The sequence below is a fragment of the Citrobacter sp. Cb028 genome, from assembly GCF_030336705.1.
Classification (GTDB): domain Bacteria; phylum Pseudomonadota; class Gammaproteobacteria; order Enterobacterales; family Enterobacteriaceae; genus Citrobacter; species Citrobacter braakii.
On the sequence record NZ_JAOWCZ010000036.1, the window covers coordinates 40,387 to 54,069 of the forward strand.

Consider the following 13,683-nt stretch of genomic DNA (forward strand, 5'->3'; position numbering starts at 1 on the left):
CACTAAATGGGAAATCTCCAGTGAAGTTCGTAAAGTATTTATTAATCCTTGCAGTATGTTGCATCCTGCTGGGAGCAGGCTCGATTTATGGCCTCTATCGCTATATTGAGCCGCAATTACCTGACGTCGCGACGCTCAAAGATGTGCGTTTACAGATCCCGATGCAGGTTTACAGCGCTGATGGCGAGCTGATCGCGCAATATGGCGAGAAACGTCGAATCCCGGTCACCCTGGATCAGATGCCGCCGGTAATGGTTAAAGCCTTTATCGCTACCGAAGACAGTCGCTTTTATGAACACCACGGGGTAGACCCGGTGGGGATCTTCCGTGCTGCCAGCGTCGCGCTGTTCTCCGGCCATGCATCGCAAGGGGCGAGCACCATTACCCAACAGTTGGCGAGAAACTTCTTTCTGAGCCCGGAACGTACGCTGATGCGTAAGATCAAAGAAGTGTTCCTGGCGATCCGCATTGAACAACTGCTGAGTAAAGATGAGATCCTCGAACTGTATCTGAACAAGATTTACCTGGGGTATCGCGCTTATGGCGTAGGTGCTGCCGCGCAGGTCTATTTCGGTAAGACGGTTGATCAGCTCAGCTTAAGTGAAATTGCGGTGATTGCCGGTCTGCCAAAAGCGCCGTCAACCTTCAACCCCCTCTATTCGATGGAAAGGGCAACCGCGCGACGTAACGTCGTACTGTCGCGTATGTTGAGCGAAAACTACATCACGCAGGCCCAATACGATCAGGCGCGCGGCGAAGCCATTGACGCCAACTACCACGCGCCGGAAATCGCCTTCTCCGCGCCGTATCTCTCTGAGATGGTGCGCCAGGAGATGTATAACCGTTATGGCGAGAAAGCCTATGAGGACGGGTATCGCATCACCACCACCATTACGCGCAAAGTACAGCAGGCTGCTCAGCAGGCAGTACGTAACAACGTGATGGATTACGACATGCGCCACGGTTACCGCGGCCCGTCGAACGTGCTGTGGAAAGTGGGCGAAAGCAGTTGGGACAGCAAGAAAATCACCGATACGCTGAAAGCGCTACCGACTTATGGTCCCCTGCTACCGGCGGTTGTTACCAGCGCCAATCCGCAGGAAGCCATTGCCGCGCTGGCGGATGGTACGTCAGTGTCATTACGGATGGATGGCATGCGCTGGGCGCGTCCTTACCGCTCGGATACCCAGCAAGGCCCGACGCCGCGCAAAGTGACTGATGTGGTGCAAACCGGGCAGCAAATCTGGGTACGCCAGGTTGGCAATGCCTGGTGGCTGGCGCAAGTACCGGACGTCAACTCCGCACTGGTCTCCATCAATCCGCAAAACGGCGCGGTGCTGGCGCTGGTCGGTGGTTTTGACTTCAACCAGAGCAAGTTTAACCGTGCAACCCAGGCGTTACGCCAGGTGGGTTCCAACATCAAACCATTCCTGTATACCGCCGCGATGGATAAAGGTCTGACGCTGGCGAGCATGCTCAACGACGTGCCGATCTCCCGTTGGGATGCCGGCGCGGGTTCCGACTGGCAGCCGAAGAACTCACCGCCGCAATACGCCGGTCCTATCCGCTTACGTCAGGGGCTGGGTCAGTCGAAAAACGTGGTGATGGTACGCGCCATGCGCGCGATGGGCGTGGATTACGCGGCAGAGTATCTGCAACGTTTCGGCTTCCCGGCACAGAACATTGTGCACACCGAGTCGCTGGCGCTGGGTTCTGCCTCATTCACGCCGTTGCAGGTGGCGCGCGGTTATGCAGTGATGTCTAACGGCGGCTTCCTGGTCGATCCGTATTTCATCAGTAAGATCGAAAGCGATATGGGCGGCGTTATCTTCGAGGCGAAGCCGAAAATTGCCTGTCCGGAATGCGATATTCCGGTGATTTATGGTGATACCCAGAAATCTAACGTGCTGGAGAACAGTAACGTCGAAGATGTCGCCGTCTCGCAGGAACAGCAGAATGCCGCCGTGCCTATGCCTCAGCTTGAGCAGGCAAACCAGGCGCTGGTCGCGCAAAGCGGCACGCAGGAGTACGCTCCACACGTGATCAACACGCCGCTGGCCTTCCTGATTAAAAGCGCCCTGAATACCAATATCTTTGGTGAGCCGGGCTGGATGGGAACCGGTTGGCGTGCAGGTCGCGATTTACAGCGCCATGATATCGGCGGGAAAACCGGGACCACCAACAGCTCTAAAGATGCATGGTTCTCTGGCTACGGGCCAGGCGTGGTGACGTCGGTATGGATCGGGTTTGATGACCATCGCCGCAACCTCGGGCACACGACGGCTTCTGGGGCGATCAAAGACCAGATCTCCGGCTACGAAGGCGGCGCAAAGAGCGCACAGCCTGCATGGGATGCCTATATGAAGTCCGTGCTGGAAGGCGTGCCTGAGCAGCCGCTGACGCCGCCGCCGGGTATCGTGACGGTCAATATCGATCGCAGCACCGGTCAACTGGCAAGCGGTGGCAACAGCCGCGCAGAATACTTCATTGAAGGCACTCAGCCGACGCAACAGGCGGTGCGTGAGGTGGGGACGACCATTATCGATAATGGTGAGACGCACGAACTGTTCTGATTCCTGACCGATCAAAAAAAGGCGCTTCGGCGCCTTTTTTATTATTCGTGAAGAGAAATTAAAGCCGCCCCTGTCCTTTCAGCCATTCACGCACGAGGAACAGCGCACTCACATTACGCGCTTCGTGAAAATCAGGATCTTCCAGCAGGTCCATCATATGCGCCAGCGGCCAGCGCACCTGTGGTAATGGTTCAGGCTCATCACCTTCCAGCGATTCAGGATATAAGTCCTCCGCCACCACGATGTTCATCTTGCTGGAGAAATAGGACGGCGCCATGCTGAGTTTCTTTAAAAACGTCAGATCTTTTGCGCCAAACCCCACCTCTTCTTTCAGCTCCCGATTCGCCGCTTCATACACGCTTTCGCCAGGATCGATTAACCCCTTGGAAAAACCCAGTTCGTAAGATTCGGTCCCGACCGCGTATTCGCGGATGAGGATCAGGTGGTCGTCCACAATCGGCACAATCATTACCGCTTCACGCGTGGACGGGCGCATACGTTCATAAACGCGGCGTACGCCATTGCTGAACTCAAGGTCCACGCTTTCGACTTTAAACAGCCGGGATTGGGCGACGGTTTCCACTTTCAAAATCGTGGGTTTCTGTAATGATTTGCTCATTGTGAGGATCTTTGCTGTGAAATCTGGGGTTATTGTGCGATATACCGCACGGTTTCGGCAATGTGAATTGCCGTTTATTTACATTTATGTAACGTACTAAAAGTTAATCCCTATTTCAAATTAAAAGTCAATAGGTTGAAATAACTCCAGGAATTTGCTGATATTCCATTTTTAGTGATTTTGCTATGATTCGCATTTACTGGGCTGTACTTAAAGATGCTCAAGTTCGACTCCACACTTGCCGATAGCCAACCACAGAATCACGAATATTGAACAGGGTGCGACTGATCACGCCTGACAGACTAAGTAAGATGGGGAAAGCATGAGCACCATTCTGATTTTTTTAGCTGCTTTGCTGGCCTGCTCATTGCTTGCAGGATGGCTACTCAGAACGAAATCCAGACGGAAAAATTTACCCTTGAGCAACGTCTTCTCAGACGCCTCGAAGCGTAAACTCACGCCTGAAGAGCGCAGTGCAGTCGAAAACTATCTCGAAAGCCTTAGTCAAATTCAGCAGGTACCTGGTCCAACGGGCGCCAGCTCCGCGCCGGTGTCATTAACGCTGAATGCCCAAAGTAATAGCGTCATCGTACTTACGCACGCGATTACACGTTACGGCATTACTACCGACGATCCTAACAAATGGCGTTACTATCTTGATTCCGTTGAGGTACATCTTCCCCCTTTCTGGGAACAATACATCAATGACGAAAACAGCGTTGAGCTAATCCACACCAATACGATACCGCTGGTTATCTCCCTGAACGGCCATACGCTGCAGGAATATATGCAGGAAGCGCGTGGCTATGCGTTACAGCACACCGCCTCTACCCAGGCGTCCATTCGCGGTGAAGAAAGCGAGCAGATTGAACTGCTGAATATTCGTCAGGAAACCCATGAAGAATATGCGCTTAGCCGCCCATCGGGATTGCGCGAGGCGTTACTGATTGCCGCATCGTTCCTGCTGTTCTTTTTCTGTTTGATAATCCCGGATACGTTTGTTCCGTGGACAGTTGGTGGCGCGGTGCTGCTACTGGCTGCGGGTCTGTGGGGGCTGTTTGCCCCACCGTCTAAAACCGCCCTGCGGGAAATTCATTGTCTGCGCGGTACGCCGCGTCGCTGGGGGCTGTTTGGCGAAAACGACCAGGAGCAAATTAATAATATCTCGCTAGGTATTATTGATCTGATTTATCCACCGCACTGGCAGCCTTACATCGCACAAGATCTTGGCCAGCAAACGGATATTGATATTTATCTCGATCGCCACGTTGTACGCCAGGGGCGTTTTTTATCGCTTCATGACGAAGTCAAAAACTTCCCGTTACAGCACTGGCTGCGCAACGCCGTCATCGCGGGCGGCTCGTTGCTGGTGCTGCTGATGCTGCTGTTTTGGATCCCGCTGGATATGCCGATAAAGCTTACGCTTTCCTGGATGAAGGGCGCACAAACTATCGAAGCCACCAGCGTTAAACAGCTTGAAAACGCGGGCGTTCGCGTGGGTGACACGCTGCATCTGAGCGGTACGGGTATGTGTAACATTCATACCCAGGGGAGCTGGAATGCGCAGCCTTCCGCGCCGTTTATGCCTTTCGATTGCACGCAAATTATCTGGAATGACGCGCGCGCATTACCGCTGCCTGAGTCCGATCTGGTGAATAAAGCCACCGCGCTCACGCAGGCGGTAAACCGCCAACTGCACCCCAAAGCGGATGATGACTCTCGCGTCAGCGCATCGTTACGCTCGGCAATTCAAAAGTCCGGAATGGTGTTACTGGACGATTTTGGCGAGATTGTCCTGAAAACGGCCGATCTGTGCGCGGCCAAAGATGAATGTGTACGTTTAAAAAATGCACTGGTTAACCTTGGTAACAGTAAAGACTGGACGGCGCTGGTGAAACGGGCGAATGCAGGCAAACTGGATGGCGTGAACGTGCTGCTGCGTCCGGTAAGCGCGGAGTCGTTGGATAATCTGGTGAATACCTCTACGGCGCCGTTTATTTCACGCGAGACTGCGCGAGCGGCCCAGACGCTGAATAGCCCAGCCCCTGGCGGTTTCCTGATTATCAGCGACGAAGGCAGCGATCTGGTCGATCAGCCGTGGCCGACAACCTCGCTATATGACTATCCCCCACAGGAACAGTGGAACGCCTTCCAGCGTCTGGCGCAGATGCTGATGCAGACGCCGTTTCGCGCGGAGGGGATCGTCACCAATATCTCGACCGACGCCAATGGCACCCAGCACATTGGCCTGCACCGTATCCCGGATCGTTCAGGATTATGGCGCTACCTTGGCACGACGCTGCTGATGTTCTCCATGCTCGGATGCGCTGTCTACAACAGTATACAGGCTTTCAGACGCTACCAGCGTCACCGCTCCCGCATCACGGAAATTCAGAGCTACTACGAAAGTTGCCTGAATCCAACGCTGATTGACAACCCGGAAAGCCTGATTCGATAACACGCTCGCGCGACAGGATATGCTACCCTGTCGCGCATCATGTTTTCTTCTGGGGAGTTTCCATGCAGATCAATATTGCCTGGCAGGATGTCGATACCGTGTTGTTAGATATGGACGGCACGCTGCTCGACCTGGCATTCGATAACTATTTCTGGCAAAAACTGGTGCCGGAAACCTATGGCGCGAAGCAGGGTATCTCTCCCCAGGAAGCCCAGGACTATATTCGTCAGCAGTATCATGCCGTGCAGCATACGCTAAACTGGTACTGCCTGGATTACTGGAGCGAATGCCTGGATCTTGATATTTGCGCCATGACAACGGAACAGGGACCGCGCGCCGTTTTGCGTGAAGATACTGTACCGTTTCTTGATGCCTTAAAAGCCAGCGGCAAGCGCCGTATTTTGCTCACCAACGCGCATCCCCATAACCTGGCGGTGAAGCTGGAGCATACCGGTCTGGCCTCACACCTTGATTTATTACTTTCCACCCACACATTTGGTTATCCCAAAGAGGATCAGCGGTTATGGCACGCTGTGGCTGAAGAAACGGGAATGAGTGCAGAGAAGACGCTGTTTATTGATGACAGCGAACCCATTCTCGACGCCGCTGCTCTGTACGGTATTCGTTACTGCCTCGGCGTGACCAATCCCGACTCAGGCATCGCGGAAAAACAGTACGCACGCCATCCGTCACTGAATGACTACCGCCGACTGATCCCCTCACTGATGTGAAGGAGACGCCATGAAAGAAAAGCCCTCTGCTGAAGTCAGGCTGGATAAATGGCTGTGGGCTGCACGCTTTTACAAAACGCGTGCGCTAGCCCGCGAAATGGTTGAAGGCGGTAAGGTGCATTACAACGGCCAGCGCAGCAAACCGAGCAAGATTGTCGAGCTGAACGCCACCCTCACCCTGCGCCAGGGAAATGACGAGCGAACGGTCATTATCAAGGCTATTACCGAGCAGCGTCGCCCGGCCACGGAAGCCGTTACGCTGTATGAAGAAACCGCGGAAAGCGTAGAAAAACGCGAAAAAGTGGCGCTGGCGCGTAAACTTAACGCGTTAACCATGCCGCACCCGGACAGGCGACCGGACAAGAAAGAGCGCCGCGACCTGTTACGATTTAAACATGGCGACAGCGAGTGACTGTCACCTGCAAGAGAGATGATTATGCCGCAACATGACCAATTACATCGTTATCTGTTTGAAAACTTTGCCGTGCGCGGCGAGCTGGTGACCGTTTCGGAAACCCTGCAACAGATCCTCGAAAATCATACTTACCCGCAGCCGGTCAAGAACGTGCTGGCTGAACTGCTGGTCGCCACCAGCCTGCTCACCGCCACGCTGAAGTTTGCCGGTGATATCACCGTACAGCTGCAGGGCGATGGTCCGCTGAGCCTGGCCGTCATTAACGGCAACAACAATCAGCAGATGCGCGGCGTGGCCCGTATGCAGGGCGATATCCCTGAAGGCGCTGATCTTAAAACGCTGGTAGGCAACGGCTACCTGGTGATCACCATTACCCCAGAAGAAGGCGAGCGCTATCAGGGCGTGGTTGGTCTGGAAGGCGACACGCTGGCCGCCTGTCTGGAAGATTACTTCATGCGTTCTGAACAACTGCCGACACGTCTGTTTATCCGTACTGGCGACGTCGATGGCAAACCCGCTGCTGGCGGGATGCTTCTGCAGGTAATGCCGGCGCAAAACGCGCAGGCAGATGATTTCGATCACCTGGCAGCCCTGACCGAAACCATCAAAACTGAAGAGCTGTTAACGCTCCCGGCCAACGACGTGCTGTGGCGCTTGTACCACGAAGAAGAGGTTACTCTCTACGATCCGCAGGACGTTGAGTTCAAATGCACCTGTTCACGCGAACGCTGCGCTGGCGCACTGAAAACGCTGCCGGACGAAGAAGTGGACAGCATTCTGGCGGAAGAAGGCGAGATCGATATGCACTGCGATTACTGCGGGAGCCACTATCTGTTTAACGCCATGGACATTGCTGAGATCCGCAGCAACGCTTCCCCGGCGGACCCGCAGGTACATTAATCACCACTGCCTATCCGGCCCACAATCGTCGACCGGATAGGCGTTCGCACCGCCATCCATCAAAACGCTATCTGCAACACGCTCACTCGTTGTAATAATTCATCGGCAATCGGGTGCCATCAATGGTGATATCACGCCAAACTCTGGGGGCTGAATTCAGTTGATGATTCGCCACCGCCTGCAGCAGTTTATCCTTATTGAATTCTGCAGGTAGCTGACCTGATGCGATGAGTTCCCATTTATCCTCTTTCCTGGCAAAGACCAGACTCTCACCATCGCCAAAAGCATACAGCACCTGCTCAGGCTTACCATCCGCATTGAGGTCCTGATCGACCAGGACGCAAGCATCCTGCTCAACGCAGGATGTAATGCGGTAGCTCTGCCCTTTGACAAACGCCCAGAAGGTCTCATCGGGTTGCCTGCTACCCGGAGCGATCATCACTTTCGGCGCTAGTTGAGTGGCTGTCAGGTTCTGAATGGGATCGCGACGTCCTTGCAGCAGAGAATTTAAGTCGCGCCGGCGCTTAGTGTCTTGGTTAAACGCCGCATCTTTTTGTAATGCCTCCAACGCCGCACGTCCCGGTTTTCCGCTATTACTCAACATATACAGGCTGACCTGATCCGGCTTAATTTTCCCGCTGTGATACCGCCCCATATGGCTGTTGACGCTGATGCGCCAGGCATCAATAACCGGCGACGACAGCAAAATCAACAGCCCTAACGCCAGCAACGACACGCAAAGAATCACCTTCCCCTGAAGCTCAAGCGAATTGCGCCCACGGCTTAAAATACTCGCCAGATAGCCAAACGACCAGAGCAGCAGCACGCAGACCACCAGCACGCCATATAAACGCTCGGGCGTCCAACCGTACTGTTGAATTCGCACCCACAGTGACCAACCGGCAATCAGCATATAGATGGGCGCGACAACCAGGGCGCATTTGATCAGGTAGCGTAACGCGGCTGGATAGGGAAGCGCCTCTTTCTGCGGCTCGCGAACGATAGCCATCAACAACAGCAGGAGCAGCGCCAGCGCTGACATCAACCCGGCCGCAGACACCCGCTGCGAGATAGCCTCCAGGCCGGTGAAGGGCAAGGTCAGCACAAACATCAGCGCCAGCAGCGCGACCAGGGGTAACAGACCGGTGGCGATCAACGTCAGTAACTTTTGGACCGCTGCAACCAGACGCGACTGCGTGCGGGTCAGTACCACCGCCAGTGCGGTAACCAGGCCAAAGGCCACGTAGCCAAACCAGTCGGTATCAAAGAAAAGCGTGTCGAAGAAGGTAATACCAACGAGCTTAAACATATCGCTCCATAGCAGGAGCACCATCCAGAACAGACCGTTGGCGACAAAGACAATCAGTAACGTCAGCGCATTAAGCCACAAACTCGTATAAAACTGCGCATAGCGGGCCTGCTGGCGGGATGCGTGGAGCGAGTACTGAATCCATGGCAATGCCAGCATCGCCATCAGCAGTAAGCGCCAGCCGTACAACATAAAAATATCATTTTGCCGCCACTTATCGCTGCCCTCGACTTGCCACTTTAGCCAGACGCTCATCGCCAGCACGACAACAAAGATCAGCGCCATCCAGTACCACAGCGCACGTTGTTTGAAAGAGACAACGGTGAGTAAAAGCGCCGAGGAGAGAGCAATTGTCGCGGGCATGCCATAGAACAGCCAGCCGTCATTATGCGGCACCAGATATGTCATCAGCAGGTAGCACAATATCCCCTGTAACAGGCCGATAGATATCATGCCCCAGCGAGTAGTACGTGAAAGTTCAACACTATCCATGTCGTCACCCAGAATGAAGAGAAAAGGTAATTATCGCATCAACTTCACAATTTTGAGCATTGATAGGCCGATCCCGGACCACTGCGACGGGAAGTGAATCGATATTGTTTATGTATGAGTTACGTTATTTTCTTACGTGAATGCGATTACACTCACAAGTTTCCCGCCAAAAACACTCTCTATTAACGTTTTAAGAACATTTTCCACAACAAAAAAGGGTTTCCTGCCATAATATCCGCCTCTTTGTGACAGGAGTCGCAGCGCATTCGGTTATCCGTGATTTTCCCGGATGCGTAAATCTATGAGCCTTGTCGCGGTTAGCAATCCCTAAAAAACCTTACTATTCCAGGTAATACATATTGGCTAAGGAGCAGTGAAATGCGTGTGAACAACAGTTTAACCCCGCAAGATCTCAAGGCTTATGGTATCAATGACGTTCAGGATATCGTTTACAATCCAGACTACGACACGCTTTTCCAGGAGGAACTTGATCCAAACCTGGAAGGTTATGAGCGTGGCGTGTTAACAAACCTGGGCGCCGTTGCCGTTGATACCGGTATCTTTACCGGACGTTCGCCAAAGGATAAGTATATTGTCCGTGACGACACCACGCGCGACACGCTCTGGTGGTCCGACAAAGGTAAAGGTAAGAACGACAACAAACCGCTCTCCCCGGAAACCTGGCAGCATCTGAAAGGATTAGTCACCCAGCAGCTTTCCGGCAAGCGTCTGTTTATCATTGATGCATTCTGCGGCGCTAACGCCGATACCCGCCTTTCCGTACGCTTCATTACCGAAGTAGCCTGGCAGGCGCATTTTGTTAAAAACATGTTCATCCGCCCAAGCGACGAAGAGCTGGTTGATTTCAAACCTGATTTCATCGTGATGAATGGCGCTAAATGCACTAACCCGCAATGGAAAGAGCAGGGTCTGAACTCCGAAAACTTCGTGGCTTTCAACCTGACTGAGCGTATCCAGTTGATTGGTGGCACCTGGTACGGCGGCGAAATGAAGAAAGGTATGTTCTCCGTAATGAACTACCTGCTGCCGCTGAAAGGCATTGCCTCCATGCACTGCTCGGCAAACGTCGGGGAAAAAGGTGATGTGGCAGTCTTCTTTGGCCTGTCCGGCACAGGAAAAACAACGCTGTCCACCGATCCGAAACGCCGCCTGATTGGCGATGACGAACACGGCTGGGATGACGACGGCGTGTTTAACTTTGAAGGCGGTTGCTACGCGAAGACCATCAAACTGTCTAAAGATGCCGAGCCGGAAATCTACAACGCAATCCGTCGTGACGCGCTGCTGGAAAACGTCACCGTGCGCGCAGATGGTTCCATCGACTTCGACGACGGTTCCAAAACCGAAAACACCCGCGTGTCCTACCCGATTTATCACATCGATAACATCGTTAAGCCGGTGTCAAAAGCGGGTCACGCCACCAAAGTGATCTTCCTGACCGCCGACGCGTTTGGCGTGCTGCCGCCGGTCTCTCGTCTGACGGCAGACCAAACCCAGTACCACTTCCTGTCTGGCTTCACCGCCAAACTGGCCGGTACCGAACGTGGCGTCACCGAACCAACCCCAACCTTCTCAGCCTGCTTTGGCGCAGCATTCCTGTCACTGCACCCAACGCAGTACGCAGAAGTACTGGTGAAACGTATGCAGGCGGCAGGTGCGCAGGCATATCTGGTTAACACCGGCTGGAACGGTACCGGCAAGCGTATCTCTATCAAAGATACTCGCGCGATTATCGACGCTATCCTGAACGGTTCGCTGGATGACGCAGAAACGTTCCGTCTGCCGATGTTTGACCTGGCTATCCCAACCGAGCTGCCTGGCGTAGATACTCGCATTCTCGATCCGCGTAATACCTATGCTTCTCCGGAGCAGTGGCAGGAAAAAGCCAACGCACTGGCGAAACTGTTTATCGAGAACTTCGAGAAATACACCGATACCCCTGCGGGTGAAGCGCTGGTTAGCGCCGGACCGAAGCTGTAACGAAGAGTGCCGGATGGCGGTTTCGCCTTATCCGGCCTACAGCAACAAAAAGGGAGGCATTTCGCCTCCCTTTCTTATGCGTCTTTCGTGATGCCCTGCGCGCGAGTGAAGGGAACCGGAAGCCAGGCGCGGATCGACAACCCTCCTCGTTCACTGGTGCCAATTTCCAGCATACCGTTATGGTTATCGATAATACGCTGCACAATCGCCAGACCCAGGCCCGTGCCGCTGGTACTACGCGCGCTGTCGCCGCGGACAAACGGCTGGAACAGGTGTTTACGCTGCTCCGGCTTGATGCCCGGACCATCATCTTCTACCTGGAACCAGGCGCGATGCGTCTCCGTACCGCTGCTGACCTTAATCCAGCCGTTGCCGTAACGGGCGGCGTTAACCACCATATTGGCAACCGCACGCTTGATCGACAGCGGGTGCATTTTCACCTGAATGCTACCCGGCAGCAGCGCAGTTTCGATTTCACGTTCATAGCCGCTTTCCGCTGCGACCACTTCGCCTAACACCGAGTTCAGATCCGCCATCTCCATCGGCATCTCCTGACCGGTACGCAGATAATCGATGAACTGCTCGATAATGGCATTACACTCTTCGATGTCCTTATTGATGGATTCCGCGAGATAACCATCCTCTTCGCCCATCATTTCGGTCGCCAGACGAATACGCGTCAGCGGAGTACGTAAATCGTGGCTCACGCCCGCCATTAACAGCGTACGGTCATCGGCCAGCTGCTTCACCCCCGCGGCCATATGGTTAAAGGCACGGGTAACAGAGCGCACCTCTGAAGCGCCATACTCACGCAACGGCGGCGGAATGATACCTTTCCCCACCTGCAGCGCTGCATGTTCAAGATCCACCAGCGGTCGGTTCTGGATACGGATAAACAGCCACGCGCCACCGATAGCCAACAGCATAATCGCCAGCGTGTAGCGGAACAGCGGTGAGAAATCGCCCTGATGGATCTCCGTCAGCGGCACGCGTACCCAGATATTGGGCGACAGCCAGGTTTTCAGCCATACGACCGGCGAGCTTTTGTTCACCTCAACGCGGACTTCCGTCGGACCGCCCAGCTGCTGCGCCATCTGATGGCTTAAGAATTCATAGTGTTGCGCCCAACGCAGTCCAGCTTCTTCAGCGGCCTCGTTGGAATAGAGGGAAATACCCAGCTCACGATAAATTTCCCGGCGGAATGCGGGCGGCACCACCAGTTGCGTACCGTCCTCCAGCTGCAGTTTATCGGTCATCAGCATACGAACTTCGTAGGCCAGGACCTTATTAAACTGCTGGAGGCTCGGCAGTATCGCGAAGTTCAGCACTACCAGGTAAGTCGTCACCAGGCTGGCAAACAGCAAGGTGACGATGAGCAATAACGTGCGGGCAAACGAACTTCGTGGCGAGAAGCGCATTCGCCTCATGCTTTAGAACCGTCCGGAACAAAGACGTAGCCGAGACCCCACACGGTCTGAATGTAGCGCGGATGCGCCGGGTCCTCTTCCACCATACGACGCAGGCGAGAAATCTGGACATCGATAGAACGCTCCATCGCCGAATATTCACGACCACGGGCCAGGTTCATCAGCTTGTCGCGGGACAGCGGCTCGCGCGGGTGGCTTACCAGCGCTTTCAGTACTGCAAATTCCCCGCTGGTGAGCGGCATTGGCTCATCTTCACGGAACATTTCACGCGTACCGAGGTTCAGTTTAAACTTACCAAAAGCAATGACCGCTTCTTCCTGAGAAGGCGCGCCCGGCAGTTCGTTCGCCTGACGACGCAGTACAGCGCGAATACGCGCCAGCAGTTCTCGCGGGTTAAACGGTTTCGGAATGTAATCGTCAGCGCCGATTTCCAGCCCAACGATACGATCGACTTCTTCACCCTTCGCCGTGACCATAATGATCGGCATCGGGTTGCTTTGACTGCGCAGGCGACGGCAAATAGACAGGCCATCTTCTCCCGGCAGCATTAAATCCAGCACCATCAGGTGAAAGGACTCACGGGTCAGCAGACGATCCATCTGCTCAGCGTTAGCGACGCTTCGAACCTGGAAGCCCTGCTCGGTCAGATAACGCTCCAGAAGCGCACGCAAGCGCATGTCGTCATCGACCACCAGAATCTTATAGTTCTCTTGCATTGTTATTACTCCCAAAGGTTCGCAACAATTAAGTGTATATTC

At 54.1% G+C, this 13,683-nt stretch carries 10 protein-coding genes; 6 read left to right on the forward strand and 4 right to left on the reverse strand.

Features of this window, described 5'->3' with window-relative positions; all coding sequences use genetic code 11:
- The first annotated feature begins 20 nt into the window (after positions 1–20).
- A complete protein-coding gene (gene mrcA, locus OGV75_RS22320) occupies positions 21–2,573 on the forward strand; it encodes a peptidoglycan glycosyltransferase/peptidoglycan DD-transpeptidase MrcA (protein WP_286481260.1) in 2,553 nt (850 codons plus the stop codon).
- A gap of 58 nt (positions 2,574–2,631) precedes the next feature.
- Here mrcA and nudE read toward each other — a convergent pair whose 3' ends face one another.
- On the reverse strand, positions 2,632–3,192 hold the full coding sequence (gene nudE, locus OGV75_RS22325) for an ADP compounds hydrolase NudE (RefSeq protein ID WP_016157636.1): 561 nt from the start codon (positions 3,190–3,192) through the stop codon (positions 2,632–2,634).
- A 322-nt stretch (positions 3,193–3,514) separates the two neighbouring features.
- On the opposite strand from nudE, the gene igaA reads away from it, so the two are divergent.
- The 4 genes from igaA to hslO all read left to right on the forward strand — a co-directional run bounded on the left by igaA (position 3,515) and on the right by hslO (position 7,696).
- On the forward strand, positions 3,515–5,650 hold the full coding sequence (igaA, locus tag OGV75_RS22330; protein WP_019078148.1) for an intracellular growth attenuator protein IgaA: 2,136 nt from the start codon (positions 3,515–3,517) through the stop codon (positions 5,648–5,650).
- Between the two features lie 62 nt (positions 5,651–5,712).
- Entirely contained in the window at positions 5,713–6,381 is a 669-nt protein-coding gene (gene yrfG / locus OGV75_RS22335; RefSeq protein WP_016157638.1) for a GMP/IMP nucleotidase, read from the forward strand.
- Positions 6,382–6,391: 10 nt separating this feature from the next.
- Entirely contained in the window at positions 6,392–6,793 is a 402-nt protein-coding gene (gene hslR / locus OGV75_RS22340; RefSeq protein WP_016157639.1) for a ribosome-associated heat shock protein Hsp15, read from the forward strand.
- Positions 6,794–6,817: 24 nt separating this feature from the next.
- The gene (gene hslO, locus OGV75_RS22345) at positions 6,818–7,696 is read left to right on the forward strand and encodes an Hsp33 family molecular chaperone HslO (RefSeq protein ID WP_200014181.1); all 879 of its coding nucleotides are present in this window, start codon (positions 6,818–6,820) and stop codon (positions 7,694–7,696) included.
- Between the two features lie 82 nt (positions 7,697–7,778).
- Here hslO and OGV75_RS22350 read toward each other — a convergent pair whose 3' ends face one another.
- Positions 7,779–9,497 (reverse strand): DUF4153 domain-containing protein, encoded by a 1,719-nt coding sequence (locus OGV75_RS22350; RefSeq protein ID WP_286481261.1) that lies wholly within the window; start codon positions 9,495–9,497, stop codon positions 7,779–7,781.
- A gap of 378 nt (positions 9,498–9,875) precedes the next feature.
- On the opposite strand from OGV75_RS22350, the gene pckA reads away from it, so the two are divergent.
- Positions 9,876–11,498, forward strand: a complete 1,623-nt coding sequence (gene pckA, locus OGV75_RS22355) for a phosphoenolpyruvate carboxykinase (ATP) (RefSeq protein WP_016154801.1) — start codon at positions 9,876–9,878, stop codon at positions 11,496–11,498.
- Positions 11,499–11,572: 74 nt separating this feature from the next.
- On the opposite strand, the gene envZ is transcribed toward pckA, so the two are convergent.
- Together envZ and ompR are read right to left on the reverse strand one after the other, a co-directional pair.
- Positions 11,573–12,925, reverse strand: a complete 1,353-nt coding sequence (gene envZ, locus OGV75_RS22360) for a two-component system sensor histidine kinase EnvZ (protein WP_029139732.1) — start codon at positions 12,923–12,925, stop codon at positions 11,573–11,575.
- Complete coding sequence (gene ompR, locus OGV75_RS22365; protein ID WP_001157751.1) at positions 12,922–13,641, reverse strand: osmolarity response regulator transcription factor OmpR; 720 nt, start codon at positions 13,639–13,641, stop codon at positions 12,922–12,924. The genes envZ and ompR overlap by 4 nt, the downstream gene beginning before the upstream one ends.
- Positions 13,642–13,683 lie beyond the last annotated feature (42 nt).

What these genes read in the sequence shown, in the direction of transcription:
- OGV75_RS22350 (WP_286481261.1), bottom strand. Translation starts at nt 9,497, where the DNA reads ATGGATAGTGTTGAACTTTCACGTACTACTCGCTGGGGCATGATATCT.
- hslR (WP_016157639.1), top strand. Translation starts at nt 6,392, where the DNA reads ATGAAAGAAAAGCCCTCTGCTGAAGTCAGGCTGGATAAATGGCTGTGG.
- igaA (WP_019078148.1), top strand. Translation starts at nt 3,515, where the DNA reads ATGAGCACCATTCTGATTTTTTTAGCTGCTTTGCTGGCCTGCTCATTG.
- ompR (WP_001157751.1), bottom strand. Translation starts at nt 13,641, where the DNA reads ATGCAAGAGAACTATAAGATTCTGGTGGTCGATGACGACATGCGCTTG.
- hslO (WP_200014181.1), top strand. Translation starts at nt 6,818, where the DNA reads ATGCCGCAACATGACCAATTACATCGTTATCTGTTTGAAAACTTTGCC.
- envZ (WP_029139732.1), bottom strand. Translation starts at nt 12,925, where the DNA reads ATGAGGCGAATGCGCTTCTCGCCACGAAGTTCGTTTGCCCGCACGTTA.
- yrfG (WP_016157638.1), top strand. Translation starts at nt 5,713, where the DNA reads ATGCAGATCAATATTGCCTGGCAGGATGTCGATACCGTGTTGTTAGAT.
- nudE (WP_016157636.1), bottom strand. Translation starts at nt 3,192, where the DNA reads ATGAGCAAATCATTACAGAAACCCACGATTTTGAAAGTGGAAACCGTC.
- pckA (WP_016154801.1), top strand. Translation starts at nt 9,876, where the DNA reads ATGCGTGTGAACAACAGTTTAACCCCGCAAGATCTCAAGGCTTATGGT.